The organism is Profundibacterium mesophilum KAUST100406-0324 (assembly GCF_009835145.1).
In the GTDB taxonomy this organism is placed as follows: domain Bacteria; phylum Pseudomonadota; class Alphaproteobacteria; order Rhodobacterales; family Rhodobacteraceae; genus Profundibacterium; species Profundibacterium mesophilum.
Genome location: NZ_APKE01000007.1, coordinates 22,628 through 49,437 on the forward strand (window position 1 = coordinate 22,628; position 26,810 = coordinate 49,437).

The 26,810-nt window shown below is 68.0% G+C and carries 27 protein-coding genes and 1 tRNA gene; 15 read left to right on the forward strand and 13 right to left on the reverse strand.

Going from position 1 to position 26,810, the window contains the following annotated elements:
• Window positions 1-239: 239 nt before the first annotated feature.
• Window positions 240-316, reverse strand: a tRNA-Ile gene (locus PMES_RS02155).
• Window positions 317-324: 8 nt separating this feature from the next.
• Window positions 325-609, reverse strand: a complete 285-nt coding sequence (locus tag PMES_RS02160) for a hypothetical protein (protein WP_159963893.1) — start codon at window positions 607-609, stop codon at window positions 325-327.
• Window positions 610-750: 141 nt separating this feature from the next.
• On the opposite strand from PMES_RS02160, the gene purM reads away from it, so the two are divergent.
• The 3 genes from purM to rnd all read left to right on the forward strand — a co-directional run bounded on the left by purM (window position 751) and on the right by rnd (window position 3,631).
• On the forward strand, window positions 751-1,812 hold the full coding sequence (gene purM, locus PMES_RS02165) for a phosphoribosylformylglycinamidine cyclo-ligase (protein WP_159963894.1): 1,062 nt from the start codon (window positions 751-753) through the stop codon (window positions 1,810-1,812).
• On the forward strand, window positions 1,812-2,399 hold the full coding sequence (gene purN / locus PMES_RS02170; RefSeq protein ID WP_159963895.1) for a phosphoribosylglycinamide formyltransferase: 588 nt from the start codon (window positions 1,812-1,814) through the stop codon (window positions 2,397-2,399). The genes purM and purN overlap by 1 nt, the downstream gene beginning before the upstream one ends.
• A gap of 71 nt (window positions 2,400-2,470) precedes the next feature.
• On the forward strand, window positions 2,471-3,631 hold the full coding sequence (gene rnd, locus PMES_RS02175) for a ribonuclease D (protein WP_159963896.1): 1,161 nt from the start codon (window positions 2,471-2,473) through the stop codon (window positions 3,629-3,631).
• Window positions 3,632-3,754: 123 nt separating this feature from the next.
• On the opposite strand, the gene PMES_RS02180 is transcribed toward rnd, so the two are convergent.
• Window positions 3,755-4,216: a hypothetical protein gene (locus PMES_RS02180; RefSeq protein WP_159963897.1), complete on the reverse strand. Its 462-nt coding sequence runs from the start codon at window positions 4,214-4,216 to the stop codon at window positions 3,755-3,757.
• Window positions 4,217-4,375: 159 nt separating this feature from the next.
• On the opposite strand from PMES_RS02180, the gene PMES_RS02185 reads away from it, so the two are divergent.
• Window positions 4,376-4,801, forward strand: coding sequence for a SufE family protein (locus tag PMES_RS02185; RefSeq protein ID WP_159963898.1), 426 nt, complete (start codon window positions 4,376-4,378; stop codon window positions 4,799-4,801).
• 109 nt (window positions 4,802-4,910) lie between these two features.
• Here the strand turns inward: PMES_RS02185 and PMES_RS02190 are convergent, their stop codons facing one another.
• From PMES_RS02190 to PMES_RS02210, 5 genes are all read right to left on the reverse strand, one after another.
• On the reverse strand, window positions 4,911-5,570 hold the full coding sequence (locus PMES_RS02190) for a DUF1638 domain-containing protein (protein WP_159963899.1): 660 nt from the start codon (window positions 5,568-5,570) through the stop codon (window positions 4,911-4,913).
• Window positions 5,571-5,619: 49 nt separating this feature from the next.
• Window positions 5,620-6,249 (reverse strand): glutathione S-transferase family protein, encoded by a 630-nt coding sequence (locus tag PMES_RS02195; protein ID WP_159963900.1) that lies wholly within the window; start codon window positions 6,247-6,249, stop codon window positions 5,620-5,622.
• Window positions 6,246-6,947, reverse strand: a complete 702-nt coding sequence (locus tag PMES_RS02200; RefSeq protein ID WP_159963901.1) for a corrinoid protein — start codon at window positions 6,945-6,947, stop codon at window positions 6,246-6,248. Before PMES_RS02200 ends, PMES_RS02195 begins: the two co-directional genes overlap by 4 nt.
• Window positions 6,948-7,079: 132 nt before the next feature.
• Window positions 7,080-8,093 carry a betaine--homocysteine S-methyltransferase gene (gene bmt / locus PMES_RS02205; protein WP_159963902.1) on the reverse strand — a complete coding sequence of 338 codons (1,014 nt, stop codon included), beginning with the start codon at window positions 8,091-8,093 and terminating at the stop codon, window positions 7,080-7,082.
• A 226-nt stretch (window positions 8,094-8,319) separates the two neighbouring features.
• Window positions 8,320-8,634 (reverse strand): DUF1476 domain-containing protein, encoded by a 315-nt coding sequence (locus tag PMES_RS02210; protein WP_159963903.1) that lies wholly within the window; start codon window positions 8,632-8,634, stop codon window positions 8,320-8,322.
• Between the two features lie 153 nt (window positions 8,635-8,787).
• Between PMES_RS02210 and purC the strand changes: the two genes are divergently transcribed.
• From purC to PMES_RS02240, 6 genes are all read left to right on the forward strand, one after another.
• Window positions 8,788-9,549 carry a phosphoribosylaminoimidazolesuccinocarboxamide synthase gene (gene purC, locus PMES_RS02215; protein ID WP_159963904.1) on the forward strand — a complete coding sequence of 254 codons (762 nt, stop codon included), beginning with the start codon at window positions 8,788-8,790 and terminating at the stop codon, window positions 9,547-9,549.
• A gap of 155 nt (window positions 9,550-9,704) precedes the next feature.
• Window positions 9,705-9,935 (forward strand): phosphoribosylformylglycinamidine synthase subunit PurS, encoded by a 231-nt coding sequence (gene purS / locus PMES_RS02220; protein WP_159963905.1) that lies wholly within the window; start codon window positions 9,705-9,707, stop codon window positions 9,933-9,935.
• Window positions 9,936-10,006: 71 nt separating this feature from the next.
• A complete protein-coding gene (purQ, locus tag PMES_RS02225; protein WP_159963906.1) occupies window positions 10,007-10,681 on the forward strand; it encodes a phosphoribosylformylglycinamidine synthase subunit PurQ in 675 nt (224 codons plus the stop codon).
• A 31-nt stretch (window positions 10,682-10,712) separates the two neighbouring features.
• On the forward strand, window positions 10,713-12,473 hold the full coding sequence (locus tag PMES_RS02230; protein WP_159963907.1) for a sensor histidine kinase: 1,761 nt from the start codon (window positions 10,713-10,715) through the stop codon (window positions 12,471-12,473).
• A gap of 10 nt (window positions 12,474-12,483) precedes the next feature.
• Entirely contained in the window at window positions 12,484-13,815 is a 1,332-nt protein-coding gene (locus tag PMES_RS02235) for a sigma-54-dependent transcriptional regulator (protein WP_159963908.1), read from the forward strand.
• A gap of 430 nt (window positions 13,816-14,245) precedes the next feature.
• Window positions 14,246-16,957: a ribonuclease E/G gene (locus PMES_RS02240; protein ID WP_159963909.1), complete on the forward strand. Its 2,712-nt coding sequence runs from the start codon at window positions 14,246-14,248 to the stop codon at window positions 16,955-16,957.
• A 151-nt stretch (window positions 16,958-17,108) separates the two neighbouring features.
• Here the strand turns inward: PMES_RS02240 and PMES_RS02245 are convergent, their stop codons facing one another.
• A complete protein-coding gene (locus PMES_RS02245) occupies window positions 17,109-17,336 on the reverse strand; it encodes a sulfurtransferase TusA family protein (protein WP_159963910.1) in 228 nt (75 codons plus the stop codon).
• Between the two features lie 90 nt (window positions 17,337-17,426).
• Here PMES_RS02245 and PMES_RS02250 point away from each other — a divergent pair, with 90 nt between their 5' ends.
• The 3 genes from PMES_RS02250 to PMES_RS02260 all read left to right on the forward strand — a co-directional run bounded on the left by PMES_RS02250 (window position 17,427) and on the right by PMES_RS02260 (window position 20,998).
• Complete coding sequence (locus PMES_RS02250) at window positions 17,427-18,179, forward strand: cytochrome c biogenesis CcdA family protein (RefSeq protein ID WP_159963911.1); 753 nt, start codon at window positions 17,427-17,429, stop codon at window positions 18,177-18,179.
• Window positions 18,180-18,254: 75 nt separating this feature from the next.
• Complete coding sequence (locus PMES_RS02255; RefSeq protein ID WP_159963912.1) at window positions 18,255-19,499, forward strand: hypothetical protein; 1,245 nt, start codon at window positions 18,255-18,257, stop codon at window positions 19,497-19,499.
• A 110-nt stretch (window positions 19,500-19,609) separates the two neighbouring features.
• Window positions 19,610-20,998, forward strand: coding sequence for a cytochrome P450 (locus PMES_RS02260; protein WP_159964000.1), 1,389 nt, complete (start codon window positions 19,610-19,612; stop codon window positions 20,996-20,998).
• A 35-nt stretch (window positions 20,999-21,033) separates the two neighbouring features.
• Here the strand turns inward: PMES_RS02260 and PMES_RS02265 are convergent, their stop codons facing one another.
• From PMES_RS02265 to PMES_RS02275, 3 genes are read right to left on the reverse strand one after another with little or no spacing between them, the layout of a single operon-like run.
• Complete coding sequence (locus PMES_RS02265) at window positions 21,034-22,014, reverse strand: methyltetrahydrofolate cobalamin methyltransferase (RefSeq protein WP_159963913.1); 981 nt, start codon at window positions 22,012-22,014, stop codon at window positions 21,034-21,036.
• Window positions 22,011-22,952, reverse strand: coding sequence for a methylenetetrahydrofolate reductase (locus PMES_RS02270; RefSeq protein WP_159963914.1), 942 nt, complete (start codon window positions 22,950-22,952; stop codon window positions 22,011-22,013). The genes PMES_RS02265 and PMES_RS02270 overlap by 4 nt, the downstream gene beginning before the upstream one ends.
• Window positions 22,953-22,972: 20 nt before the next feature.
• Window positions 22,973-23,275 carry a virulence factor gene (locus PMES_RS02275; protein WP_159963915.1) on the reverse strand — a complete coding sequence of 101 codons (303 nt, stop codon included), beginning with the start codon at window positions 23,273-23,275 and terminating at the stop codon, window positions 22,973-22,975.
• Window positions 23,276-23,517: 242 nt separating this feature from the next.
• Between PMES_RS02275 and PMES_RS02280 the strand changes: the two genes are divergently transcribed.
• Entirely contained in the window at window positions 23,518-24,633 is a 1,116-nt protein-coding gene (locus PMES_RS02280) for a Ppx/GppA phosphatase family protein (protein WP_159963916.1), read from the forward strand.
• 110 nt (window positions 24,634-24,743) lie between these two features.
• Window positions 24,744-25,466 carry an RlmE family RNA methyltransferase gene (locus PMES_RS02285; RefSeq protein ID WP_159963917.1) on the forward strand — a complete coding sequence of 241 codons (723 nt, stop codon included), beginning with the start codon at window positions 24,744-24,746 and terminating at the stop codon, window positions 25,464-25,466.
• Window positions 25,467-25,472: 6 nt separating this feature from the next.
• Here the strand turns inward: PMES_RS02285 and PMES_RS02290 are convergent, their stop codons facing one another.
• Window positions 25,473-26,795 (reverse strand): ATP-binding protein, encoded by a 1,323-nt coding sequence (locus tag PMES_RS02290; RefSeq protein ID WP_159963918.1) that lies wholly within the window; start codon window positions 26,793-26,795, stop codon window positions 25,473-25,475.
• Between the last annotated feature and the right edge of the window lie 15 nt (window positions 26,796-26,810).

The following is a 26,810-nucleotide window of genomic DNA, read 5'->3' on the forward strand; positions in this document are numbered from 1 at the left end:
CGATGCGGGGCACCGTCCGGTTGAGCGGCCGGCCGCCGCGTAATGCGGGGCGCGGCATCGTTGTCCTGACTATCTAAGGGTTCATGCGCCGCGGGCAATCGCCGATCCCTGTGCCCCGCCGCGCAAACGCCCTGCGCTCGTGGTCCCGGTCCGCGCGTTGCAAGGGCGGCGCGCGCATGCGGCGGAAAGTTACAAGGCGGCGGCGAGCGAATGGGGCGCCGATGGCTCGATCGGGGGAATGGTAGGCCCGGCAGGACTTGAACCCGCAACCAAAGCGTTATGAGCGCTCTGCTCTAACCAATTGAGCTACAGGCCCGACATGCCTCAACTATCAGAGCGGGGCGTCTGGTCAAGACCGGTGGGCATGACGGAATGCGTGACGACATATCGGGCGGCAAGCGCCGGATCGGCGCCGAGCACCTGTGCCAGAAGCGCGAGCTTTTGGGCCTCGCGGGGCGTCAGGGTCGCGGGGTCATCGTCGATCTCCGCCATCGCACGCAGTTCGGGAAGGGGGTCTGCCACATCCTGCGCCGCCTCGCCCTGCGCGGGTGCCGCGCCGGCCGCCGGGGAAATCAGCGCCGCCATGGCGAGAATGAAGAAGTGTTTCATGATCTTATCCGCGTTATCGACAATGATCGAACGCGCGTTCCGCCGGCACGGTTCCCCGCTAGCGGAAAGGCCGGCGCCTTGACCGTTGCGAGGTGAGGGGTGATCGGCTATCGCAGCGGTGAGCGCGAAAGGACCCAAAGCATGACCAACCGAGATCAAACCGGCCCCGCGGCGGGCCTGACCTATGCCGATGCCGGTGTCGATATCGCGGCCGGCAATGCCCTCGTCGAGCGGATCAAGCCCGCCGCCAAGCGCAGCGCCCGCGCGGGCGTGATGTCGGGCCTGGGCGGCTTTGGCGCGCTCTTCGATCTCAAGGCGGCCGGATATGACGATCCGATCCTCGTGGCGGCGACCGATGGCGTGGGGACCAAGCTGAAGATCGCGATCGAGACCGGCGAGCTTGACGGGGTCGGCATCGACCTCGTGGCGATGTGTGTCAACGATCTCGTCTGCCAGGGCGCCGAGCCGCTCTTTTTCCTCGACTACCTGGCCACCGGCAAGCTCGAGCTCGACGCCGCCGCGCGGATCATCGAGGGCATCGCGGAGGGATGCGTGCGCTCGGGCTGTGCGCTCATCGGGGGCGAGACGGCCGAGATGCCCGGCATGTACCAGGGCGGTGATTTCGACCTGGCGGGCTTTTGCGTGGGCGCGATGAACCGCGGCGCCGCGCTTCCCGCAAACGTGTCGGAGGGAGATGTCCTTCTTGGCCTGGGCTCGGACGGCATCCATTCCAACGGCTACTCGCTGGTGCGCCGCATCGTCTCTCGCAGCGGGCTCGGCTGGGACGATCCCGCGCCCTTCGCCGAAGGAAGCCTCGGGGCCGCGCTGCTCACGCCGACCCGGCTTTACGTCAAGCCGGGGCTCGCTGCCATCCGTGCCGGCGGCGTCCACGCGCTCGCCCATATCACCGGCGGGGGCCTCACCGAGAATCTGCCGCGGGTACTGCCGGAGGGCCTTGGCGCGCGGGTCGATCTGGGGGCATGGAAGCTGCCGGCGGTCTTCGCCTGGCTGGCCGCCGAGGGCGGGCTGGACGAGGCGGAGATGCTGCGCACCTTCAACAGCGGCATCGGCATGGTGCTGGCGGTGGCCGAGGACCGGGCGGACGCCCTCGCTGACTTGCTGGAGGGCCAGGGCGAGCGCGTCATCCGGCTGGGCCATGTGGAGCGCGGCGAGGGCGTCCGCACCGAGGGCGCGCTCGGCTGATGCGCGTCGCGATCCTGATCTCGGGGAGCGGCTCGAACATGGACCGCCTGTGCGAAAGCATGGTCGGCGATCATCCTGCACGCCCGGTCCTGGTCCTGTCGAACCGGCCGGGGGCCGGCGGGCTTGCCTTGGCGGAGGCGCGCGGGATCGCGACCGCGACGGTCGATCACCGGCCCTTCGGCAAGGAGCGCGGGGCCTTCGAGGCGGCGCTGACGGCGAAGCTCGAGGAGGCGCGGCCCGATCTCATCTGTCTCGCGGGCTTCATGCGCATCCTGACACCGGGCTTCATCGATCGCTGGGCGGGACGCATCCTGAACATCCATCCCTCCTTGCTGCCTGCCTATCGCGGGCGCGACACCCATGCGCGCGCCATCGCGGCGGGGGACCGGGAGGCGGGCTGCAGCGTGCACGAGGTGACGGCGGAACTCGATGACGGCCCGGTGCTGGGCCAGGCGCGGGTGCCGGTCCGGCCCGGCGACACGCCCGAGCGTCTGGCCGCGCGGGTGCTGCTGGCTGAGCACCGCCTCTACCCTGCCGTGCTGCGCCGTGTGGCCGAAGGGAACCGGACGCCGCTTTACCTGCGCTGACACTTCCAATTTGCGCCGCCCCCCCCTATCACCGTCGGACGCAGGAACGAGCAGGGAAGCAAGACAGCGCGATGATCACGATCAGCACGACACAAGCACTTGCCGATTTCTGCGAACGGGCCGCCCGACATCCTTATGTCACCGTCGATACCGAGTTCCTCAGGGAGCGCACCTATTACTCCAAGCTCTGCCTGATCCAGCTCGCGCTGCCGGCCGAGGGCGAGGAGAACGCGGTCCTCGTCGACCCGTTGATCGGGGAGATCGACCTCGAGCCGCTCTACGCGCTCTTTCGCAATCCCGACGTGGTCAAGGTCTTCCACGCCGCGCGCCAGGACCTCGAGATCTTCTGCGTCGAAGGCGACGTGATCCCCGCGCCGCTCTTCGACACGCAGGTCGCGGCCATGGTCTGCGGCTTCGGCGAGCAGGCCGGCTATGAGACGCTGGTGCGCAAGATCGCCCGTCAACCGCTCGACAAGACATCGCGCTTCACCGACTGGTCGCGCCGCCCCCTCACCGATGCGCAGAAGCATTACGCCCTCGCCGATGTCACGCATCTGAGGACCATCTACGAATATCTCGACGCCGAGCTGCGCAAGTCGGGCCGGATGGACTGGGTCGAGGAGGAGCTCGCGGTGCTGAGCGATCCCGCCACCTACAGCGTCGAGCCGGACGAGGCCTGGCGCCGGATCAAGACCCGCACCCAGTCGGGGCGGTTCATGGCGATCGTCAAGGAACTCGCCGCCTTTCGCGAGCGCTACGCGCAGGAGCGCAACATTCCGCGCAACCGCGTCTACAAGGACGACGCGATGCTCGAGCTGGCCTCGACCAAGCCGCAATCGGAAAAGGACCTCGCGCGCGCGCGGCTGCTCCTGCGCGAGGCGCGGCGCGGCGAGATCGCCGACGGGATCCTCGCGGCGGTGAAGGCCGGCATGACTAGCGATCCCTCCACCCATCCCCAGCCCGACCGCTCACGCGAGAAACTGCAGGTGAACCCGGCGCTCGCCGATCTGCTCCGGGTCCTGCTGAAGGCCAAGAGCGAGACGGCCGGGGTGGCGCAGAAGCTGATCGCGACATCGGCCGATCTCGATCTGATCGCGGGGGGCGAGCGCGACGTGCAGGCCCTGACCGGTTGGCGCAACAAGGTCTTCGGGATGGATGCGGTGCGCCTTTGCCGGGGGGAGATCGGTCTCGTGGCCAAGGGTGCGGATGTCGTGGTCTTCGACCTGACCTGAAGCGGCCGGGCGGAGAGTCGGGAGGGTGCAATGCGCGATCCCGTTCGCGGCTCGGTCATCCCTGACAGATCACGTGCCGCATGGCGGCCTCACGTAAGGAATGCGCGCGGTGCATCGCCGGCGTCAGCGGGCGGCGCTTAGGGCGTTCTGCGCCGCGCTGACGGTGATCGTTCCGACCCCCTCCAGCTCGCGCCGGGTCAGATGGAGTGCGACGCTGACGAGGCGTGCCGCCGGCGCTCCCGCCGCGCGCGTGACGGCGGGCGGGCGCAGATGGAAGCGGAATGCGAGGGTGTTCTCGGGCGCGCCCTCCACCGGGATCAGGGCCGCGTCCCAGTAACCCGTGCTGGGCGGCAGACCGACCGCGGTGAGGATCGCGCCTCCCGGCGTCGGCTCCAGGGAAACGCTCGTGATCTGGTCCACGAGCGGGCGCGTCTCCGGCGGGCGGACGTAATCGGCGGGCCGGGCGGTGCTGCTCCCCCCGCCGCCGCCCAGCCAGTTGAGCGGATTGAAGCGGCTTTCGGAGACCCGGGCGCATCCTCCCAGCATCGCGAGCGCCAGAACCGACAGGACAAGCTTTTTGCGCATGGGTGTCTCCTCAGGGCCTTCCCGACGGAAGTAGCGGATCGCCGGGCGCTTTGAAAGCGTGCCTTGGCACGGGAGGGGACACGGCGGCCGCTGTGTTGCACTTGTCCTTCGGCCGGTCGTTGCCTAGGTCAGGCACAGTCTGACACGCGGAGAGAGCACATGGCCAGCGCGGCATTCGAGGAGATCGCCGAGACGTTCGAGTTCCTGGACGATTGGGAAGAACGCTACAGGCACGTGATCGAGCTGGGCCGTGCCCTGCCGCCGATGCCCGAGGCGCTGAAGGTTCCGGCGACGAAGGTGGAGGGCTGCGCCAGCCAGGTCTGGCTGCATCCGGCGATCGACGGCGAGGGGCCGGGCGCCGTGTTTCATTTCCAGGGTGATAGCGACGCGATGATCGTCAAGGGCCTGATCGGGGTGCTGCATGCGCTCTATGACGGGCTGACCGTGCGGGAAGTGACGCAGGTCGATACCGCGCGTGAGCTTGCGCGCCTCGGCCTCAACGACCATCTGTCGGCGCAGCGCTCGAACGGGCTTCGCGCGATGATCGAGCGGATCGACGGTATCGCCGAGCAGACCGCGGCTTGATATCGTCCCGGCGCAGATTGCGGACTGCACGCTTGAGCCAGATTGCGATCGCCGCCGGGGGCTTTGCGCCCCCGGACCCCCGCAAGGTATTTCTCGCGGAGATGAAGGGTCAGCCGGGTGGGGCTCTGCGGACGATCTCGTCTTGCAGATTGCCGTACCCGGTAAAGCGTCGTTCGAAGGTCAGACCCAGCCGCGTAGCGCAATCCTGTGCACGGCGCGTGAGTTCGGGATCCTCCGTCTGCGCCTGGTAGACGAGGCGGTCGTAGTTGCCGAAGTAGAGATCACGCAGCTGTGGATGCCGGTCGAGCCCGAGCGGACGGATCACGAAGGCATCGAACTGCCGCACGAGGAAATCGGTGAGATAGAAGGCGGTGCATTCCTCGCGCGCTGCGAACGCCTCCAGTCCCTCGTAGAACGCGTAGCAATGGGGCCCCTGCACCATTTCCACCCCGAGGGCATCGCATTCGCTTTGCAGGCGCCCGCCGGTGCCACAATCGGCGTAGACCACGAATATCCGCGCATACTCCGCCCGGTGATCGAGCACTGCCTGGCGAACCGCCTGCGGGATCTCCTCGGGGCGGTTATGCAAGATCGCCGGCAGGCAGATCAGGTCGACATGGGACCAGCCGGCACCGCCGATCACGGCGCCGATTTCGCGGGCGAGGGCGCCGCAGGCGACGAGCAGCAGCCTGTCCGGCCCGACCGGGGCGCCGGCCGCATCACGGGCGGCGCGCGACGCCGAAGGTGAGAGGGGGCGATCCTGTCTCATGCTGCGTGTCGCCTCCCTGGGGCGCCGGGGTGCCGCGCGGTGTTCGGGATCAGGCGTGGCGTGCCTCGACGGTCTTGACGGCCTCGCGCTCGGCCATCGCGGCGTGATGCGCGGCGAGGGCGGGATAGTCGGCGATCGCCACCCCGTCGCCCTTCAGCCAGCGGCAAACGGCATAGAGATAGGGATCGGCGATGGTGTAGCCCGACGCCGTCGCCCAAGGTCCCTCGTGATCGTTGAGCCGCGCCTCGATGACGGCGCAGCATTCTGCCATTAATGCCGGGGCCTTCGCCTTCATCGCAGCGACCGCATCCGCATCATCCGCCCAGCGGCCGCCCCTGGCGAAGTGGGCATGCGCGACATGCATCGTGGCGGCAAGGTAGAGGGCGAGCTCGTCGATCCGGGCGCGCTCCCACGGATCGGCGGGCAGGAGGCCGGCATCCGGATGGGTGCTGGCCAGCCAGACGAGTATCGCGTGGGTTTCCGTCAGAACGCCCTGCGGAGTGGACAGGGCGGGAACGCGGCCCTTCGGATTGACCTCGAGATAAGACGCGCCGCGCTGCGCCCCGGCGCGCAGATCGATCCAGCGCGGCTCGTAGGGCAGGCCGAGCTCTTCCAAGACGATATGGGGCGCCACGGAGATCGTCCCGCGCGCAAGGAAGAAGGTCAACTTCTGTGTCATGCGTTCATCCTGTTATGCTTGCGTGCGATGAAGTCCTTGGCCGTCTCCACCGCGACGGCCGCATCGCGGCAATAGGCGTCGGCACCGATGGCGCGCCCGAACTCCTCGTTGAGCGGCGCGCCGCCGACAAGGACGATGTAGTCTTCGCGGATGCCTTCGGCGACCATCGTGTCGATGACCACCTTCATGTAGGGCATGGTCGTGGTCAGCAGGGCGGACATGCCCAGGATGTCGGCCTCCTCCGCCGCGAGCGCCTCGAGATATTTCTCCACCGGGTTGTTGATGCCCAGGTCGACCACCTCGAAGCCGGCGCCCTCCATCATCATGCCCACGAGGTTCTTGCCGATGTCGTGGATGTCGCCCTTGACCGTGCCGATCACCATCTTGCCCATCCGGGGCGCGCCGGTCTCCGCCAGCAGGGGCTTGAGGATCGACATGCCGCCCTTCATGGCGCCGGCGGCCAGGAGCACCTCGGGGACGAAGAGGATGCCGTCGCGGAAGTCGTTCCCCACGATCGTCATACCGCCCACCAGCGCCTCGGTCAGGACGCGGTAGGGTGCCCAGCCGCGCTCGAGCAGGATGTTCACCGCCTCCTCGATCTCGTCCTTCAGACCGTCATAGAGATCGTCATGCATCTGCAGCACGAGCTCGTCATCGGGCAGTTCCGACAGGATGATGTCGTCTTGGTCATCGGACATGGCAGGGCACTCCCTTTCTCTGGGTCATGTGCGGTAATGGGGCCAGTAATACGCAAAACGGCCGCCCGGGTTGCCGAATAACGACACGCGCGGCGCGGCCACCGACCGCGCGGGCCGCGCCGGCGCGCAATGTCAGCTCCGGCGCCGCCGGCGGGTGCGTTCGGGCGCGGCTTGCGTCCCCGTCCCGTCATTGGCGGAGGAAAAGCCGCCGAGCGTTTCGGTGATCTGCTCGAGCGTGGGACGCGGACCGCGCGCGTGGGTCTCGAGCGCCTCGCGCATGGCGCGCAGGTGCTCGGGCGTGGTGCCGCAGCAGCCGCCGATGATGCTGGCACCGCAATCGCGCGCAAGGGTGGCATATTCGGCCATCAGCTCGGGCGTGCCGTCGTAGTGGATATGGCCCTCGACGTATTTGGGGATGCCCGCGTTGCCCTTGGCGATCAGCGGCCGCTCGGCGCCCTGCGCGGTGAAGCCGAGCACGGTGCGCAGCAGGTCGGAGGCGCCGACGCCGCAATTGGCGCCGAAGGCGAGGGGCTTGGCGCTCTTGAGCCCTTCGACCATCTTCACCATGTCGGCGGAGGTCAGGCCCATCATGGTGCGCCCGGCCGTGTCGAAGCTCATGGTGCCGCACCAGGGCATTCCGGCCAGCTCGAACGCCTCGGCGGCGGCGCGGTATTCTTCGGCGGCGCTGATCGTCTCGACCCAGAGCACGTCGGCGCCGCCTTCCTTGAGGCCCTCCGCCTGCTCGTGGAACATCTCGACCGCCCCCTTGTAGGTCAGCTGCCCCATCGGCTCCATGATCTCGCCGGTGGGTCCGACCGATCCCGCGACCACCACGTCGCGGCCCGCCTTGTCGGCGACCTCGCGGGCGATCTCGGCGGCGGCACGATTGAGCTCGTGCACCCGGTCCTGCGCGCCATGCAGCTTCATGCGCGCCGCGTTGCCACCGAAACTGTTGGTCAGGAACAGATCGCTCCCCGCGCCGACCGGACCCTCGTAGAGGGCGCGGATCTTCCCGGGCGCCTCGACATTCCACAACTCCGGCGCGTCGCCTGCCTGAAGGCCCATGTTGAACAGGTTCGTACCGGTGGCTCCGTCAGCGAGGATCCACTCGCGGTTCTCGAGCATCCGTTGCAGCGCGTCACTCATCTTCGGTGGCCTTCCTCGCTTGGGCGCCCCGCCATGCAGGGCAAATCAGGGGGCTCTCGCCCGGCTTGCGCGCGCGCTACATCGCATGCGCCGCGCCGGGGCGCAAATGACGAGACGTCATGATCATCATGCAGCCCGTGCACGAAACCCGCCCCGGCATCCGCGATGCGGTCCCAGGGCGGGCAAGGGCGCCGGGGAGGCGAATGGCGGCGCCCGAGCGGGCCGGTCAGTCCTCGCCCATGATCTGCGCCTTGGCGGCGGTCATCAGCTCGCTCATCTTGGCGCGCACCGTGGCCGCGTCGCAGCGCGAGGCCAGATCGCCGGACACCTTGCGGAACACGTCCTCCTCGCCGGCCTCGGCGAAGTCGGCCTTGATCACCTCGCGCGCGTAGTCGGCCGCCTCCGCCTCGCTCTTGCCGAGCAGGCCGGCGGCCCACAGGCCGAGCAGGCGGTTGCGCCTTGCCTCGGCCTTGAACTGCATCTCGGCGTCATGTGCGAATTTCTGTTCGAAGGCGCGTTCGCGGTCCTGGAAGCTGGTCATCTTGGATCCTCCTCAAACATCGGTTGCTCTTCTGATATGCTCAGCCGCCGGCGCCTTGCCAAGAGGGCGTTCTTGCCCGCCTGACGACGATGCCCTATAGCGGGCGCTGAAACGGGCCCCTGCAATCCTGCGCATGGCCCGGTTGGAGCAGGCATGGCACGTCGCAAGAAGATTTACGAAGGCAAGGCGAAGATCCTTTACGAAGGCCCCGAGCCCGGCACCATGGTTCAGTATTTCAAGGACGACGCGACCGCGTTCAACGCCGAGAAGAAGGCGACGATCGACGGCAAGGGCGTGCTCAACAACCGCCTGAGCGAGTATTTCATGAAGGGGCTGACGCAGATCGGCATCCCGAACCACTTCATCAAGCGCATCAACATGCGCGAGCAGCTGATCCGTTCGGCGGAGATCATCCCGCTTGAGGTGATCGTGCGCAACTTCGCGGCCGGCTCGCTCAGCAAGCGGTTGGGAATGGCCGAGGGCACCGCGCTGCCGCGTCCCATCGTGGAGTTCTGCCTGAAGGACGACGCGCTGGGTGATCCGCTGGTCAGCGAGGAGCACATCATCGCCTTCGGCTGGGCCAACCAGCAGGATCTCGACGACATGATCGCGCTCGCGCTGCGGGTCAACGACTTCATGTCCGGCATCATGATGGCCGTCGGCATCAAGCTCGTCGATTTCAAGATCGAGATCGGCCGGGTCTGGGAGAACGATTTCCACAGGCTCATCGTGGCCGACGAGATCAGCCCGGACAGCTGCCGTCTTTGGGACATCGAGACGGGCCAGAAGCTCGACAAGGACGTCTTCCGGCGCGATCTCGGCAATCTCGCCGATGCCTATACCGAGGTGGCCCGCCGGCTCGGGGTGCTCCCCTCGAATGTCACCCACACGACGAAGCCGACGCTTATCAACTGACGGCGCGGCGGGCGGTTCGATCCGCCCGCCGCTCCTAGCCATCCGCCCGGCGGGCAGAGGCGGCCGAATGCACGACGATGACGAGCGGGCCCGCCGGGGCGGGTCCGATACTGGATGAGGTCCGCGCGGCGGACGGACGATCGAGGAGCTTGGAGATGAAGGCACGAGTGCATGTGATGCTGAAGGACGGTGTCCTCGACCCGCAGGGCGAGGCGGTGCGTCACGCGCTGGGCGCGCTCGGCTTTGACGGCGTCGAGGGCGTGCGCCAGGGCAAGGTCATCGAGCTCGATCTCGCCGAGGGCACCGACGAGGCCACGGTGCGCGAGATGTGCGAGAAGCTCCTCGCCAACACCGTGATCGAAAGCTACCAAGTCGAGCTCGTCTGAGCTGTTCCCGGCCGGCGCGCCCGGCAAGTGACACCCCGCGGCGCCCAGCGCCAGACCGAGAAGGAAGCGCCGTGAAGGTTGCCGTCATCGTATTTCCCGGCTCCAATTGCGACCGCGACATGGTCCGCGCCTTCGAGCTTGCCGGTGCCGAAGTGTCGCGCGTGTGGCACAAGGAGACAGCGCTGCCCGCCGGGATCGACCTCATCGGGATTCCGGGCGGCTTCTCGTTCGGCGATTACCTGCGCTGCGGCGCGATCGCGGCCCGTTCGCCGATCTGCGGCGCGGTGCGCGAGCATGCCGGGCGGGGGGGCTACGTGCTCGGGGTCTGCAACGGCTTCCAGATCCTCGCCGAGACCGGCCTGCTGCCGGGCGCCCTGATGCGCAACCGCAGGCTCAAATACATCTGCCGCACCGTTCCGCTGACCATCACCAGCACCGACAGCCCCTTCACCGCACGCTTCACGCAAGGCCAGCAGATCGCGCTGCCGATCGCCCATCACGATGGCAATTACAATGCCACGCCAGAGCAGCTCGAGCTGCTGCGCGGCGAGGACAGGATCGTCTTCACCTATGACGACAATCCCAACGGCTCGGTGAACGACATCGCCGGGATCGTCTCGGCCAACCGGCGGGTCCTGGGCATGATGCCCCATCCCGAGCGGGCGGTCGAGGCGGCGCATGGCAATACCGATGGTGCGCAGCTTTTCGCCGGCCTGATGGAGGCGCTGGGCACCGCGGATGCTTGAGCGCGCCCGCCAGCCGGCGTAACCTTCGCGCATGACCGCAAGCGACGACATCGAAGACGAGGGCGACCCGCCGGCGCGCAAGTGGCCGATCCGGCTGTTCCTCGCGGTCTTCGTGGTGGTGGCCGTCTCCGTCGTCTGGGTGACCAACACCCTGCTGACCGAGCGCTTCACCGAAAGCACGCGCAACCGCGCCGAGGTGCGGCTGGCGCTCTACTCGGGCAATCTGCTGAGCGAGCTGCGCCGGGCCTCCATCGTGCCGCTCTTGCTGAGCCGCGATCCGGCCCTGATCGGGGCGCTCAACTCGGGCGATTTCTCGCAAACCACCCAGAGGTTGATCTCCTATGTCGAGGAGATCGGCGCGGCCTCGCTGCTGCTCCTGGACCGCGACGGGCGCACGGTTGGGGCGACGGATCGCAACCTGATCGGCTCGGGCTACCGCGCGGAGCCCTTCTTCGTCGAGGCGCTGCGTTCCAACGGGACGGTTTTCTCGACCGTCAGGATGCCCAGCGGCGCCTTCGCCTTCAGCTATTCGCGGCGGATCGAGGTGGACGGACAGCTTGCCGGGGTGATCGTGGTCGGCGTCGATCTGCGCCAGTTCGAGCAGAGCTGGGCCGGGTTCTCCGATGCCGTCTTCGTCAACAATTCCGAAGGCAAGATCATCCTGTCGACCGAGAGCCGCTGGCGCGGTCTGCCCGAGGCGGAGGCGCTGGCACGCCGCTCGGCGCCCAACGCGATCCAGAGGGCGATCCAGGCGACGGCCGACTGGACGGCGCTGCCGGCCGATGCCTACCTTTCGGGCGAGGCGGTGATGCGGCAGGAGACACGCATCCCCTTCCAGGGCTGGCGGATGACCAGCTTCACCACCTATGCCAGCGTGCGCGAGAAAGTGAACGGGGTCCTGGCGCTCGAGATCATGGGATTCGCGCTGCTTCTCGCGCTGGGATTCTACCTCGTGAGCCGCAAGGCGCTCAGCCGCGTGATCTTCTTTCAGCGCGAGTCGGCGGCGCTTCGCCGGCTCAACATCGCGATGCAGCGGGAGATCGCCGAGCGCGAGAAGGCCGAAAAGAACCTCGAGGTTGCCGAGCAGACCGTGGCGCAGACCTCCAAGCTGGCGGTGCTGGGCGAGATGTCGGCCGCCGTCAGCCACGAGTTGAACCAGCCGCTCGCCGCGATGAAGACCTATCTTGCGGGCGCGCGTCTCCTCGTCCAGCGCAAGCGGCTGGAGGAGGCGCTGTCGAGTTTCCAGCGGATCGACGACCTGATCGACCGGATGGGAGCGATCACGCGGCAGCTCAAGAGCTATGCGCGCAAGGGGGGCGACGCCTTCGAGACGCTGGACATGCGGGCCTGCCTTTCCTCGGCCCTCGCGATGATGGAGCCGCAGCTCAAGAGCCGCGACGTGGCGATCGAGAAATCGGTGCCGGAGCATCCGCTGCTGATCCGCGCCGACCGCATCAGGGTCGAGCAGGTGATGATCAACCTGCTGCGCAACGCTCTCGATGCGACCAAGGAGACGTCGCGGCCGAAGATCGAGCTGTTGCTGCGCGGCGGCGGTTCGGCGAACCTGACGGTGCGCGACAATGGCCACGGGATCGCCGATCTGGAGTCGCTCTTCGAGCCATTCTACACCACCAAGTCGCCCGGAGACGGAACCGGACTGGGTCTTGCCATTTCCTCCGGTATCGTAAACGACCTTGGCGGACGGCTGACGGCTCGCAACGGACGAGCCGGCGGCGCCGTATTCGAAATGCAGCTGCCGACGGCGGATGATGCGCTGAAGGCGGCCGAGTGAGGAAGCTCCCATGGCGCAAACCATGAAAATCGCGATCGTCGACGATGAACAGGACATGCGGCAATCGATCAGTCAGTGGCTGTCCCTGTCAGGCTTCGACACCCAGACATTCGCCAGCGCCGAGGAGGCGCTCAAGACCGTCGGACAGGATTGGCCCGGCGTGGTCGTCAGCGACATCAAGATGCCGGGCATGGACGGGATGGGGTTTCTCAAGCGTCTCATGAGCGTGGATTCGGCCCTCCCGGTGATCATGATCACCGGTCATGGCGATGTGCCCATGGCGGTCGAGGCGATGCGGATCGGGGCCTTCGACTTCCTCGAGAAGCCTTTCGATCCCGAGCGGATGACCGAGCTGGCCAAGAAGGCGAGCAATGCGCGCCGCCTGACCCTCGACAACCGGGCGCTGCGCCGCGAGCTCAGCGACGGGTCGGGGATCATGAAGAAGCTGATCGGCTCCTCGCCGGTCATGGAGCGCCTGCGCGAGGACATCCTCGACCTGGGACAGAGCGACGGGCATGTCCTGATCGACGGCGAGACGGGCACCGGCAAGACGCTCGTGGCCCACGCGCTGCACGCGGTCGGCGCGAAGGCGGGACGCAAGTTCGTGCTCTTCTCCGTCGCGGGCCATGACGAGGACACCCTCGCGGCGCGGCTCTTCGGCCCGATGGCCGAAGGCACCCAGCCGCCGCTCCTCGAGGAGGCGCGCGGCGGCACGCTGGTGCTGGAGGATATCGACGCGCTGCCGGCGCCCCTGCAGGGCCGCCTTCTGGCCTGGATGAACGAGCAGGGCAGCCCCGCCGAAACCCGCATCGTCGCGATCTCCAATCTCAGCGAGCAGGGAAAGACCTGCGAGGACGTGCTGCGGCCCGATCTCTACTACCGTCTCGCGGCGATGAAGATCACGCTGCCGCCGCTGCGCAGCCGGGGCGAGGACATCCTCACCCTCTTCGCCCGGTTCTCCGAGCAGTTCTCGGACGAGTATGGCTGCGATGCGCCCGAGGTCAGCGCCCAGGAGGCGGCGCAGCTCCTGCAGGCGCCATGGCCGGGCAACATCCGCCAGCTGGTCAACGTGGCCGAGCGCGCCGTGCTGCAGAGCCGGCGCGGCACCGGCACGATCTCGAGCCTTCTGATGGCCGATGACGACGAGGGCGAAAGCGGCATGACCACCGAGGGCAAGCCCCTTAAGGAATATGTCGAAGCCTTCGAGCGGATGCTGATCGACAACACGATGCGCCGCCATCGCGGCTCGATCGTCGCGGTGATGGACGAGCTGTGCCTGCCGCGGCGCACGCTGAACGAGAAAATGGCCAAATACGGCCTGACGCGCTCCGACTACCTGTGAGCGGACCGCCCCGGCATCCCGCCATGCGGGTGCCGGGCGCCACCGGTGATATTGGTCATTGTCATTTCACCATCCACGCCCTTATGTTGAGCGTGGTTTCCCATGCGCAAGATTGCATGGCGGGATCCGAGACATTTTCTGCAGGACGGGCACGTCGCCTCCGCTGAGACGCGGCACCCCGAGAGCGGACCTTCGGTCGAAAGGCCAGTCGATTGCCCGCGTGCCCAAAAGGCCGGGCCTGAATGGATGCCGCCATGGGGCGGTATCGGAGAAGAAACGCGATGACACGCGCCGGAACAGCGAGGCAGCTCTGGGGGACCGCAAGGTCGCTTGCCATCTGCCACGTCTCGGGCCGCATCGCCCCCAGCAAAACACACCCTCAGCGGCTGGCGCCACCCGGCGCGCCCTGTTCGGTGCGAAAGTCAAGAACATGCCAAAGAAGATGCTTATCGATGCCACCCACGCGGAGGAAACCCGCGTCGTGGTGGTCGACGGAAACAAGGTCGAGGAATTCGACTTCGAATCCGAGAACAAGCGCCAGCTCGCCGGAAACATCTATCTCGCCAAGGTAACGCGGGTAGAGCCGTCGCTGCAGGCCGCCTTCGTCGATTACGGCGGAAACCGTCACGGCTTCCTCGCCTTTTCCGAAGTGCATCCGGATTACTACCAGATCCCGGTCGCCGACCGCGAGGCGCTCCTCGCCGAGGAGGCCGCCTATGCCAAGTCCCTTGAGGACGAGGACGAGAAGCCCAAGCGCCGCAGCCGCACGCGCCGCAAGTCCGAGAAGACCGTCAGCGACGATCAGACCGACAGTGCCCCCGCCGATGAGGAGGGCACCCCGGCCAGCGCCGAGGAGGCCGATCTCGAGGCCGCCGCCCGCACCGCGGCGATCGTCAGCGACATTCCCGGAATGGCGGTCGTCGATCTCGCGGAGAGCGACGATGACGAGGACGAGGATGCCGGCGAGGGGCGGGATGACGATGGCGGCCGCCAGGATGCCTCGGCGCGCGACGCCGATATCGAATCGGTCGCCGATGACGATGTCAGCGACGAGGTGCGCCGCCCGCGCAAGCCGCGTGCCCGCAAGTACAAGATCCAGGAAGTCATCAAGGTCCGGCAGATCCTGTTGGTGCAGGTGGTCAAGGAAGAGCGCGGCAACAAGGGCGCGGCGCTGACGACCTACCTGTCGCTGGCGGGCCGCTATTGCGTGCTCATGCCCAACACCGCGCGCGGCGGCGGCATCAGCCGCAAGATCACCAACGCCGCCGACCGCAAGAAGCTCAAGGAGATCGCGCAGACGATCGAGGTGCCGCAGGGCGCCGGGCTCATCGTGCGCACGGCCGGTGCCAAGCGCACCAAGACCGAGATCAAGCGCGACTACGAATACCTGCAGCGCATGTGGGAGCAGATCCGCGAGCTGACCCTGAGATCGATCGCCCCGGCGCCGATCTACGAGGAAGGCAACCTGATCAAGCGGTCGATCCGTGACCTCTACAACCGCGACATCGACGAGGTGCTGGTCGAGGGGGCCGAGGGCTACCGCACGGCCAAGGACTTCATGAAGATGATCATGCCGTCCCATGCCAAGAACGTGAAGCACTACCAGGACCAAATGCCGCTCTTCGCGCGCCATCAGGTCGAGAGCTACCTGTCGGGCATGTTCAACCCGACCGTGCAGCTGAAATCCGGCGGCTATATCGTCATCGGCGTGACGGAGGCGCTGGTCGCCATCGATGTGAACTCCGGCCGGGCCACCAAGGAAGGCTCGATCGAGGACACCGCGCTCAAGACCAACCTGGAGGCGGCCGAGGAGGTCGCGCGCCAGCTGCGCCTGCGCGATCTGGCCGGTCTCATCGTGATCGACTTCATCGACATGGACGAGCGCAAGAACAACGCCGCCGTCGAGAAGCTTTTCAAGGACAAGCTCAAGACCGACCGCGCCCGCATCCAAGTGGGCCGGATCTCGGGCTTCGGCCTTCTGGAGATGTCGCGCCAGCGCCTGCGCCCCGGCATGATCGAGGCGACGACGCAGCCCTGCTCGCATTGTCACGGCACCGGGCTGCTGCGCTCGGATGACAACCTGTCGCTCAATATCCTGCGCCAGCTCGAAGAGGAGGGCGTGCGCAAGCGCACCCGCGAGGTGCTGGTCAAGGCGCCGGTGGCGATCGCCAATTACCTCATGAACCACAAGCGCGAGCATATCGCCCAGATCGAGGCGCGCTACGGCATGGCGGTGCGTGTCGAGGGGGATCCGACCCTCGTCAGCCCCGATTTTACAGTCGAGAAGTTCAAGACCCAGACCGGCCGCGTGGTCGAGCAAACGGCGCCGGTGATTTCCGGCGGTGCGGCCCTGATGGCCGATGTCGACGAGGCCGAGACGGTCGATCCCGACGAGGCACCGGAAGCGGCGAGCACCGAGGTCGAAACGCCGGAGCAGGACGACACGGACACCGAGACCCGCACCGATGCCGCGCCGCGCGGCGAGGATGCCGAGGGTGACGGCCAGAACAAGAAGCGCCGCCGCCGCCGTCGTCGCCGCAAGGGCAACGGCAATGGCGACGGACCCGCGTCGCAGTCGGCCGAGCCGAACGGCCAGGCCGGCAGCCAGGCATCCGAGGGCGAGACGGCTCCGGCGCAGTCCGGTGATGCCGGCACCGATGCCGCCCCCGCCGAGACCGGGGAGGCGGCCGCGCCGCAGGAGGCCGAGACGGCAGAGGACACCGGCGAGGGCAATGCCGCGCGCAAACCGCGCCGCAGCCGCTCGCGCAGCCGCAAGCGCGCCGAGCAGGACAATGGTGACGGGCAGGGCGGAGCCGAGAAGATCGCCGAGCGCGTCGCCGCCGATGCGCCGATCGCGCCGCCCTCGCCGCAGGACGGACCCGTGCCCCGCGAGGCCACGGTCGCGCAGATCGCGCAGGCTTCGGAAGCGGAGCAACCGGCGACGCCGGCCGCTGCCGAGCCGGCTTCCACGACGGCTCCTGCGAGCGAGCAGCAGCAAGAGGCGGCGCCCGTTCGGGACGATGCCGAACCGGCGAATGCGGATGCCGCGAATGAGGGTGCTGACGACAGGCCCGAGGCGGCAAATGACGAGGGCGAGGCCAATCCGCCCAAGCGCCGCGGCTGGTGGTCGCTCGGCCGCTGAGCGAATATCCGATCACGGGCCATGCGGGCCCCGGACAAGAAGGCCCCGGCATCCGCCGGGGCCTTCGGCATTTCGGCATGTGGATGTGCGCGGGGCCCGTTGCAAACTCTCTTGGAAATCGCGGCCCGCGACGGGCCGCCCGCTGGCCGCTCTATGCCTTGCGCAGGTAGTATGTCTGCACCGTGCCGTCGCTTTCGCTGAGTGCCAGCTCGTGGCCGGCTTCGGCACAGAAATGCGGGATGTCGATGATCGCCGCCGGATCGTCGGCGAGGACCTTGAGCACCTGGCCGCTCTTGAGCGCCTGCAATCTCTTGCGTGCCTTCAGGACCGGCAGCGGACAAAGCAGGCCGAGCGCATCCAGTTCGGAATCATGGGTCATGAGCGGGTTTCCCGGTAAGGCGCGCGCCACAAACGGTGTTGTGACCGCGCGGTGCGTGACGGAGCGGATCGCAACGGGTATGGCAGAGAAATGTTCGGAATTGAAATCATGGATGCGGGCCTGCTTCCCGCGATGCTGGTGGCACTCGCGGCCGGGCTGCTGTCGTTTCTCAGCCCCTGCGTGCTGCCCATCGTGCCGCCCTACCTGGCCTATATGGGCGGCATTTCCCTGCCGGAGCTGAGCGCGGGGGGCAGGGCGCGGAGCAAGGCCGTCATCGCGGCGCTCTTCTTCGTGCTGGGCCTGTCGACCGTGTTTCTCTTCCTCGGCTTCACCGCCTCGGTGTTCGGAGCGTTCTTCCTCACGAACCAGGTGCTTTTCGCGCAGATCTCCGGCGTTGTCGTGATCGTCTTCGGGCTCCATTTCCTGGGTGTCTTCAGGATCGCCGCGCTCAACAGGGACGCACGGCTCGATGCCGGGGACAAGGGCGGCTCGGCCTTCGGGGCCTATATCCTCGGCCTCGCCTTCGCCTTCGGCTGGACGCCTTGCATCGGCCCGCAACTGGGCGCGATCCTGAGCCTTGCGGCCTCGGAGGGGGATATCGGCAAGGGCACGGCCCTGCTGGCCGTCTACGCGATGGGTCTGGGCATTCCCTTCCTGCTGGCCGCGATCTTCCTGCAGCGGGCGATGGGCGTGATGAACCGGATCAAGCGCCACATGAAACTGATCGAGCGCATCTCGGGCGTCTTGCTGGTGATCGTTGGCCTGGCCCTGCTCACCGGTGCCTTCAGCACCTTCTCCTATTGGTTGCTCGAAACCTTCCCCTCGCTCTCTCTTCTCGGCTGAGGCTTACCGTCACGCGGTTTTGGCCCTAGTCTGGGCCCCGGCGGCGGGCAGGGGCATCGCGCGGGAGGGGCCAAGATGGACGAGCCAGGCAGAGTGCGCAGGCGTGCGGTCTTCTACATCCCGGGCTATGATCCGATCCCGCCGCGCCGCTACCGCGAGCTCTATCGCCGCGAGGCGGCGACGCAGGCCCGGATCAGCGGCTATGAGATCGCGCTTGCTGCCGGCCCCGCACCGCGCGATGCGAGCGGCGCGCCGCGCCCCTTCGGCTGGAGCGTCACCTCCCATATGGAAGGGCACGAAACGAGCGCCCGCGTCGAGGTGCTGGTCTGGTCGGACATCGTCCGGCACAGCATGCAGGGCGGCATCGCGCGGACCTATGCGATGATGCTGCGCACCGCGTGGATCTATATTTCCTCGGGGGCGCTCTGGCGGCTTTTGCGTTTGCGCAAGGGTCCGGTCATCGCGGCGCTCTACCCGGTGGCGGCGCTTCTGGGCCAACTGCTCGCCGCGGTCGCCATCGGCGTGGCGGCGGGGCGGCTGGCAAGCTGGGCCCTGCCGGGCGGCGCGATCGGCGCCGGTGCGGGGCTCGCGGCGGGGCTCGCCGCCGGCTGGGCGGTGCTGCACTGGTTCAGGACACTCGATCACCGCCTCTTCGCCTATTACCTGATGCACGACTATGCCTTCACCGCGCGCTGGCGCGGGGACATCCCGCCGGCCCTGCGCGGCCGGCTTGCGCATTTCACCGATCGCATCGAGGCGGCGCTCGACGAGGATATCGACGAGGTGCTCATCGTGGGCCATTCCTCGGGCGCGCATCTGGGCGTCATGGTTCTCGCGGCGCTCTTGCGCGGGCGCGGGACGGCGCCCGGCGGTCCGGCCCTGTCGTTCCTGTCGCTGGGGCAGGTGGTGCCGATGGTCAGTTTCCTGCCGCGTGCCGGGGCGCTCAGGGCCGACCTGGCGGCGCTCTCGGTCGCGCCCGGGCTGACTTGGGTGGATGTCACGGCCCCGGGGGATGGATGCGCCTTCGCGTTATGCGACCCGGTCGCCGTCAGCGGTGTCGCCCCGCCCGCGCAGCGCTGGCCCCTGATCCTGTCGGCGGCCTTCAGCGAAAGTCTCGCGCCGCAGACATGGAAGGCGCTCAGATGGCGTTTCTTCCGGCTGCATTTCCAGTATCTCTGCGCCTTCGACAGGCCGCGCGGCTACGATTACTTCGCGATCACCGCCGGGCCGCGCAGCCTTGGCGCTCGGTTCGCGGGCCGCGTGAACTCGCGCTCGGTGCGCCGCGCTCCGGTCTCCCCGCACAGGGACATGGCCGCGTGAGCCGGCCCGTGCCGGATGAGCCCGCAGGTTCGCAGCCGTCACGTCCCGCGCCGGGGGATGCCGGGTGGTTGCCGCCCAAACCGGTGGCGCGGGCCGGGAATGTCTCGCTCATGCGCTATCTGCGCCTGTTCCGCAGGGATATCCTCTCGGCGCAGCCCGCGCGGCTCTACCGCGCCTGGATGGCCGAGTTCCGAACGCCGTTCTTCACCAGCTTCCTGGTCAATGATCCCGCGCTGGTGCGCCTGGTGCTGCGCGAGCGACCGCAGGACTTTCCCAAGTCGGACCGCGTGGGCGAGGGGCTGCGCCAGCTGCTCGGCCGTTCCGTCTTTCTGACGAACGGGGAGGAGTGGGAGCGCCAGAGACGGATCATCAACCCGGCCTTCGAAGGCGGCAGGCTGCGCGGAGCCTTTCCCGCAATGCAGGCCGCGGGGCAGGCCGCGGCCGCGCGGCTGCAGGCAGGAGAGGTGGAGATCGAGGCCGCGACGAGCCACGCGGCGGCGGATGTGATCTTCCGCACGCTCTTCTCGATGCCGATCGAGGACCGGGTGGCCCGGCGTGTCTTCGACGCCTTCGGTCAGTTCCAGAGGAAACAGCCGATCCTGACCCCGGCCGCCTTCGTGCCCCTGCCGCGCTGGTTGCCGAGGGTGCCGCGCCGGGGAACGGGGCGGCCGGCGCGTGTCATCCGCCGCCTGATCACCGAGCTGACCGATGAGCGGGCGCGCCAGATCGAGGCGGGCTCCGCGCCGGACGACCTCGCGACCAAGATCATGACCACGGCCGATCCGTTGACAGGGCGCCGCCTCGCTCCGGCCGAGATGGTCGACCAGGTTGCCATCTTTTTCCTTGCGGGGCACGAAACCAGCGCCTCGGCGCTCGCCTGGGCGCTCTATCTTCTGGCCTGCGATCCGCAGGCGCAGGCTCGCGCCGCCTGCGAGGCGAAGGCATTCCAGGCCGCGCCGGACATGTCGTCCCTTCCGCAGCTGCGTTATGTCAGGGCGGTCTTCCGCGAGGCCCTGCGCCTCTATCCCCCGGTTCCAATGATGGTGCGCGAGGCGCGGGGCCGCGAGCTGTTCCGGGGCCGCACCGTGCCGCGCGGCGCACAGATCGTGCTCAGCCCATGGCACCTGCACCGGCACGAGCGGTTTCACGATGATCCCGACGGTTTCGATCCCGACCGGCCCGCGGGGCCGCCGGATTGCTTCTTGCCGTTCTCCGCCGGCCCGCGTGTCTGTCCGGGCGCGGGTTTCGCGATGATGGAAGGGACGGTCCTTCTCGCGGCGCTGCTGGCCCGGTGGCGGTTCGAGCCGGTGAAGGATGCCGTTCCGGTCCCCGTCGCCCATCTGACGGTGCGCTCGCGGACCGGCATCCGCCTGCGCCTGAGGCCGCGCGGCGGCGATGATGGCGCCGATGGCGAAGGCGGTGCCACGGGCAATGGCGGCACCGAGGCCGGGTCCGGGGGCAAGGGTGGAGCGCGGGCGCGGGAGGCCGGCCCGCTCTAGCCCGCGCTCCCGCCGTTCAGCCGCGCCCCCGCCGTTCAGCCGCGGCGGCGGCGGCGTCCGCCCCGCGCGCCGCCCGCATCCATGCTCGCCTTGGAGGCTTCCGCGAAGGGGGTCCCGGCGGCGACCGCGTCGAGGATGCGGCTGAACTTGATCCACTCGTAACCGTTGTCGTCGTGGTTCATCAGGAAGTTCGCGGCACGGATCGCCTCCATCTCCTGAACGCGCACGGGGTTCATGATCGCGCTCGTCATGCCGGCCCCGATGGCCATCGGCAGGAAGGCGGCGTTGATCCCGTGGCGCTGCGGCAGGCCGAAGCTGATATTGGACGCGCCGCAGGTGGTGTTCACCCCGAGCTCCTCGCGCAGGCGGCGCACGAGGGCGAAAACCTGCTGGCCGGCGCTGCCCATCGCCCCGATCGGCATCACGAGCGGATCGACGACGATGTCATGGGCGGGAATGCCGAAATCGGCGGCCCGCTCGACGATCTTTTTGGCCACGGCGAAGCGGACCTCCGGATCCTCGGAGATGCCGGTATCGTCGTTCGAGATCGCCACGACCGGCACGTTGTATTTCTTGACCAGCGGCAGGACCAGCTCGAGCCGCTCCTCCTCGCCGGTGACGGAGTTGAGCAGCGGACGCCCCTCGGCCGCCTCGAGCCCGTTCTCCAATGCGCCCGGCACCGAGCTGTCGATGCAGAGCGGCACGTCCACGAGGGCCTGGATGCGGGTGATCAGCTCGCGCATCAGCGGCGGCTCGACGAAGTTGTTGTCGGCGTAGCGCGGGTCCTCGGCCATCTTGTTGGTGAAGACCGCGCCGCTGTTCACGTCGAGCACCATCGCGCCGCAGGCTACCTGCTCGAGGGCATCGCGCTCCACGGTCGAGAAATCGCCGGCTTCGAGCTCGGCTGCGAGCTTCTTGCGCCCTGTTGGGTTGATCCGCTCGCCGATCACGCAGAAGGGCTCGTCGAAGCCGATCGTGACGGTCTTGGTCTTCGATTCGATAACGGTGCGGGTCATGCGTGGTCCTTGGAATGAGAGGTGTTGCCGGCGACGGCGCGCGTCCAGTCGGCCGTGGCGCGGATGCCGCCGAGGGGGAAGAAATGCGCGGCCTCGATCGCGAAATCGGGATTGGCCGCCTTGTGATGCGCAAGCTCGGTCACGAATTCGGTCGGCTCGTAGGGCGTGAGCAGCTTGGTCACGTCGAGCGCGCGTTTCTGCAGCACGCCCAGCGAGGGGCCGACACCGCAGGCGATGGCGAACTTGATCAATGTCTGCAGCTTGGCCGGACCCGCCACGCCGATATGGATCGGCAGGTCCATTCCCGCGGCGCGCAGCGTCTCGGCCCATTCGATCACCGGCCGGGCCTCGAAGCAGAATTGCGTCGCCAGTGCCATGCGCGCATCGGTGCGCTGGGCATAGGCCTGCTTCCAGCTGAGGGCTTCGGAGACGTTGAGCGTGCCGCCATCGGGATCGATGTCGCGGTTGCCCTCGGGATGCCCGGCCACGTGGAGCCGCGTGAACCCGGCGCGGTCGAAGGCGCCCGTCTCCAGAAGGTCCATCGAATTGTCGAACATGCCGCGCGGCTGCGCGATGCCGCCCGCCAGGATCAGCCCCTCGCGCACCCCCGCCTCGCCCTGGTAGCGCGCGATCCAGTCGTCGAGGGTCGCGGCATCCTCGATGCTGCGTGCCGGGAAATGCGGCATGACCGAAAAGCCCGAGCGAGCGAGGCGGGCGGCGGTGCGCACCATGTCCCCGATCTCGGTCCCGTCGATATGGGCGATATAGACGCGGGTGCCGGGCGCGAGGATCTCGGTGAAATCCTCGATCTTCTCCGCGGTGCGCGGCATCACCTCGATCGAATGGCCCTGAAGGAACGCGGCGAGCGCGGCGTCGCGGCCCGCACCCGGGGCAGGGGCGGGGGCAGGCTGTGTGCGCAGGAAGTTCAGCAGGGCCATGGCGGTCTCCAGAAGACGGGTCAGGCGGGCGCCCAACCGTTGTTGTCGATCAGTGCCTTGAGGCGGGCCTGATCGAAATGGGCATCGAGCGCGGTTGCCGCGGCGGCGGCGGCCTCCTCGGGGGTGCCGTCCCGCGCCTCGCCCGGCGCGCGGCGCCACTGGGCGAGATAGGCATCCGTATCAGCGGCGCCCACCTTCATCGCGGCGCGGTCGATCGCCTGCTCGAAGCGTTCGGGAAGCTGCACCTTGGCCGCGGCCCGGCCCCGGCCGACGATGACCTGCGCCGGAATGTCGCGCCAGTAAACGATGGTGACGTCCGGCATGGATGATTCCCCTCTCACTGCCTCGTGATACGCGGCCCCGCCGGCACGGCATCGACGAATATCGACACTTGACCGCACCCGCGCGACCCCGCGCCCCATGGCGGGTGTAGGCCACGGGGGCGGCCGGGGCCAGATCCGCGCGGGCTCATATCTTTCACGATCTTTATGAGCATGGCAGCCAGCAGGCTTGCGCCGGCATGGCCGGGCCATTAGCCTTGGAGCCAACTGATATGGAGGGCGAAATGCCGCCCAAGCGTCCCAACGGTGCGGGCGCGTTCCCCAAGCCGGTCGAGCCGCACGGCACCGCCAAACCAGATTCCGCCGAGCTCTATGCCGCGCTGGATCTGGGAACGAACAGTTGCCGGATGCTGGTGGCCCAGCCGAAGGGCAACCAGTTCCACGTGGTCGACAGCTTCTCGAAATCCGTCCAGCTTGGACAGGGGCTCGAGGCGTCGGGGCGGCTGAGCCGTGCCTCGATCGCGCGGACCGTGCAGGCACTGCGTATCTGCCAGCGCAAACTGATCAAACATGACGTTCGGCGGATGCGGCTGGTCGCCACGGAGGCCTGCCGCCGGGCGACGAACGGGCGTGATTTCATGTCCTTCGTGCAGCGCGAGACCGGCCTCGCGCTCGAGGTGATCGAGCCCGAGGAGGAGGCGCGCCTCGCGGTGATAAGCTGCGCGCCACTCGTCAGCATGAAAACCGAGCAGCTGCTCGTCGTCGATATCGGCGGCGGCTCCACGGAGCTTGTGTGGATCGACCTGACGAGGGTGCCGCGCCTCGACCGCCCCAAGGCGATCATGCGCCTGCATGCGGGCTTCAGGCCCGATGACGCCTCGCCTTTCCCGGCCGCGCGGGTGGTCGACTGGATTTCCGTGCCGCTAGGGGTGGCAACGCTGCGCGAGCAGTTTGACGACGTGAAGAACGACGCGGCGCGCTTTGCCCTGATGAGCTGGTTCTTCGAGGAGAACCTTGCCGATTTCACCCCCTACGCCCAGGAGCAGGACAAGGAGAACTTCCAGATCATCGGCACGAGCGGCACCGTGACGACCGTTGCGGCGAGCCATCTGGGCCTGCGCCGCTATGACCGCAGCCGGGTGGACGGGCTGCGCATGACCTCCGAGCAGATCCACAAGGTGATCCGCGACTACCTGACGCTCGGGCCGGAGGGGCGGCGGGCCGATCCGCGGATCGGGCGCGACCGGCAGGCGCTGATCATGTCGGGGGCCGCGATCCTGCAGGCACTGCTGCGGGTCTGGCCCACCGACAGGCTGTCGGTGGCGGACAGGGGATTGCGCGAGGGCCTGCTCTACGCGCAGATGTCGGCGGACGGGGTGCTCGAGGACGGACCGTTCTGAAGCGGCCCATTAACCGTCCGCGCGGGCGGCCGGGGGTTGCGCAAGTGGCATGAGGGGCCGATATACGCCAATCCATTCAAACGGGGCCTTGCAGCCCGGAGGGTCAGGGCATGACGACGAAGAAGACCAGCGGGCGCGGGCAGCGCGATCTCACGGTAAAGGTGAAGACCGCGCGCGGGCGCAAGCTCAGCTCGACGCTCTGGCTGCAGCGCCAGCTCAACGACCCTTACGTGCGCCGCGCCCAGACCGAGGGCTATCGGGGGCGGGCGGCCTACAAGATCCTCGAGCTCGACGACCGCTACAGGTTCCTCGTGCCCGGCGCGCGCATCGTCGATCTGGGCGCGGCGCCCGGTGGCTGGTCGCAAGTCGCGGTCAAGCGCGCGAACACGCTCGGCGAGAAGGCCGGCAAGCGTCAGGGCAGCATTCTCGGGGTCGATCTGCAGGAGATCGAGCCGCTTGCCGGCGCCGAGTTCCACGTGCTCGACTTCATGGCCGACGACGCCGATGAGCAGGTCAAGCAATGGCTCGGCGGAGAGGCCGACGTGGTCATGTCCGACATGGCGGCCTCCTCCTCGGGGCACAAGCAGACCGATCACCTCAGGATCATCGCCCTGTGCGAGGCGGCGGCCTATTTCGCCTTCGATGTGCTCGCACCGGGCGGCACCTTCGTGGCCAAGGTTCTCGCCGGGGGGGCGGAGGGCGATCTGCAGAAACTGCTCAAGCAGCGGTTCACCAAGGTCGCCAACGTGAAGCCTCCGGCCAGCCGCAAGGACAGCTCCGAGAAATTCGTCGTCGCGACAGGTTTTCGTGGCCGCGACACCGAGGAGGACTGACGGCGCCTAACGCGCGATCACCAGATCCGCCTTCAGACCGCCCAGCTCGGGGCTGCTGGCGAGCCTGAGCGTGCCGCCGTGCTGGCGCGCGATGTCCATCGCGATCGACAGGCCGAGCCCCACCCCGCCGCCGCGATTTTGATTGCGCGCGGTGTCGAGCCTGGAGAAGGGTTTGAGCGCATCGTCGCGCAGCTCCGGCGCGATGCCGGGACCGTCATCCTCGACGCTGAACACTGCCGCGCGCTCGCCCGTGGTGCAAGAGATGCGCGCCCTGCTGCCATGGCGCACCGCGTTGCCGATCAGGTTGTCGAGCGCCCTCGTGATGGCCAGGGGGCGCAGGTGCAGCAGCCCTTCGCACTGGACCGGCCCGGCATCGACCACGTGCCCGGCCCGGCGGGCCTTCTCGACGAGTTCGGCGATGAGCGCTTCGGGCTCGATCTGCGCCGGGTCGTCGAGCGCGTCGCCCGCCGCGAAATCGAGGAAGCTGGCAAGCATCTTCTCCATTTCCTCGACATCGCCCAAGAGCGCCTCCGCCTCGTCCTCCGGCTCCAGCATCGCAAGGCCGAGCCTCATCCGCGTGAGCGGCGTGCGCAGATCGTGGCTCACCCCCGACAGCATCAAGGTGCGCTGTTCGATCTGCCGTTCGATCCGGTTGCGCATGTCGAGAAAGGCGCTGCCGGCCGCGCGCACCTCGCTCGCCCCGGCCGGGCGGTAGGGCAGGGTCCGCCCCTTGCCGAAGGCCGAGGCGGCATGGGCGAGGCGGGCGATCGGGCGCAGCTGGTTCTTCAGGAAAAGATAGGCGATCACCGTCATCAGCAGGCTGACGGCGACCATCAGCACCAGCAGCTGATGCGGGTTGGAGGCGGTGACGCGGCTGCGCGGCATGCTGAAGCCCAGCAGCCCCGCGCGCGTGCGGACGGTCGCCTCGACCTGTTTCTCGTCGGAGGCCAGGTCGATCCCGGTCAGCCCCGGCAGTCCGGCGCGCAGCGTGGCGATCATCGCCCGGCCCGACAGATCGTAGACCCGCCGCCGGTCGCCCCGGATGACCCGCGGCGCCGGCAGCGTCAGCCCGATATTGAGATCGCGCGCCAGCGCCTCGACCTGTGACAATCCGCGTTCAGGGCCGGGGGCCTGCTCGATCACGGTGATGATATGGCCGAGTTCGCGGACCACGTTCCGGGTCATCTGCTCCGTGACGCCCTCGAAATGGCGTTGCAGGAACACCACCGATACGGTCAGTTGGATCGTGATGACGGGCAGCAGCAGGATCAATGCTGCCCTTCCATAGAGCGTGCGCGGCATGTAGCGCTTGAGCCATTGGAATGTCATGGCGCGACGATAGGC

What these genes read in the sequence shown, in the direction of transcription:
- PMES_RS02160 (WP_159963893.1), bottom strand. Translation starts at nt 609, where the DNA reads ATGAAACACTTCTTCATTCTCGCCATGGCGGCGCTGATTTCCCCGGCG.
- purM (WP_159963894.1), top strand. Translation starts at nt 751, where the DNA reads ATGACCAACCGAGATCAAACCGGCCCCGCGGCGGGCCTGACCTATGCC.
- purN (WP_159963895.1), top strand. Translation starts at nt 1,812, where the DNA reads ATGCGCGTCGCGATCCTGATCTCGGGGAGCGGCTCGAACATGGACCGC.
- rnd (WP_159963896.1), top strand. Translation starts at nt 2,471, where the DNA reads ATGATCACGATCAGCACGACACAAGCACTTGCCGATTTCTGCGAACGG.
- PMES_RS02180 (WP_159963897.1), bottom strand. Translation starts at nt 4,216, where the DNA reads ATGCGCAAAAAGCTTGTCCTGTCGGTTCTGGCGCTCGCGATGCTGGGA.
- PMES_RS02185 (WP_159963898.1), top strand. Translation starts at nt 4,376, where the DNA reads ATGGCCAGCGCGGCATTCGAGGAGATCGCCGAGACGTTCGAGTTCCTG.
- PMES_RS02190 (WP_159963899.1), bottom strand. Translation starts at nt 5,570, where the DNA reads ATGAGACAGGATCGCCCCCTCTCACCTTCGGCGTCGCGCGCCGCCCGT.
- PMES_RS02195 (WP_159963900.1), bottom strand. Translation starts at nt 6,249, where the DNA reads ATGACACAGAAGTTGACCTTCTTCCTTGCGCGCGGGACGATCTCCGTG.
- PMES_RS02200 (WP_159963901.1), bottom strand. Translation starts at nt 6,947, where the DNA reads ATGTCCGATGACCAAGACGACATCATCCTGTCGGAACTGCCCGATGAC.
- bmt (WP_159963902.1), bottom strand. Translation starts at nt 8,093, where the DNA reads ATGAGTGACGCGCTGCAACGGATGCTCGAGAACCGCGAGTGGATCCTC.
- PMES_RS02210 (WP_159963903.1), bottom strand. Translation starts at nt 8,634, where the DNA reads ATGACCAGCTTCCAGGACCGCGAACGCGCCTTCGAACAGAAATTCGCA.
- purC (WP_159963904.1), top strand. Translation starts at nt 8,788, where the DNA reads ATGGCACGTCGCAAGAAGATTTACGAAGGCAAGGCGAAGATCCTTTAC.
- purS (WP_159963905.1), top strand. Translation starts at nt 9,705, where the DNA reads ATGAAGGCACGAGTGCATGTGATGCTGAAGGACGGTGTCCTCGACCCG.
- PMES_RS02230 (WP_159963907.1), top strand. Translation starts at nt 10,713, where the DNA reads ATGACCGCAAGCGACGACATCGAAGACGAGGGCGACCCGCCGGCGCGC.
- PMES_RS02235 (WP_159963908.1), top strand. Translation starts at nt 12,484, where the DNA reads ATGGCGCAAACCATGAAAATCGCGATCGTCGACGATGAACAGGACATG.
- PMES_RS02240 (WP_159963909.1), top strand. Translation starts at nt 14,246, where the DNA reads ATGCCAAAGAAGATGCTTATCGATGCCACCCACGCGGAGGAAACCCGC.
- PMES_RS02245 (WP_159963910.1), bottom strand. Translation starts at nt 17,336, where the DNA reads ATGACCCATGATTCCGAACTGGATGCGCTCGGCCTGCTTTGTCCGCTG.
- PMES_RS02250 (WP_159963911.1), top strand. Translation starts at nt 17,427, where the DNA reads ATGTTCGGAATTGAAATCATGGATGCGGGCCTGCTTCCCGCGATGCTG.
- PMES_RS02255 (WP_159963912.1), top strand. Translation starts at nt 18,255, where the DNA reads ATGGACGAGCCAGGCAGAGTGCGCAGGCGTGCGGTCTTCTACATCCCG.
- PMES_RS02260 (WP_159964000.1), top strand. Translation starts at nt 19,610, where the DNA reads ATGCGCTATCTGCGCCTGTTCCGCAGGGATATCCTCTCGGCGCAGCCC.
- PMES_RS02265 (WP_159963913.1), bottom strand. Translation starts at nt 22,014, where the DNA reads ATGACCCGCACCGTTATCGAATCGAAGACCAAGACCGTCACGATCGGC.
- PMES_RS02270 (WP_159963914.1), bottom strand. Translation starts at nt 22,952, where the DNA reads ATGGCCCTGCTGAACTTCCTGCGCACACAGCCTGCCCCCGCCCCTGCC.
- PMES_RS02275 (WP_159963915.1), bottom strand. Translation starts at nt 23,275, where the DNA reads ATGCCGGACGTCACCATCGTTTACTGGCGCGACATTCCGGCGCAGGTC.
- PMES_RS02280 (WP_159963916.1), top strand. Translation starts at nt 23,518, where the DNA reads ATGCCGCCCAAGCGTCCCAACGGTGCGGGCGCGTTCCCCAAGCCGGTC.
- PMES_RS02285 (WP_159963917.1), top strand. Translation starts at nt 24,744, where the DNA reads ATGACGACGAAGAAGACCAGCGGGCGCGGGCAGCGCGATCTCACGGTA.
- PMES_RS02290 (WP_159963918.1), bottom strand. Translation starts at nt 26,795, where the DNA reads ATGACATTCCAATGGCTCAAGCGCTACATGCCGCGCACGCTCTATGGA.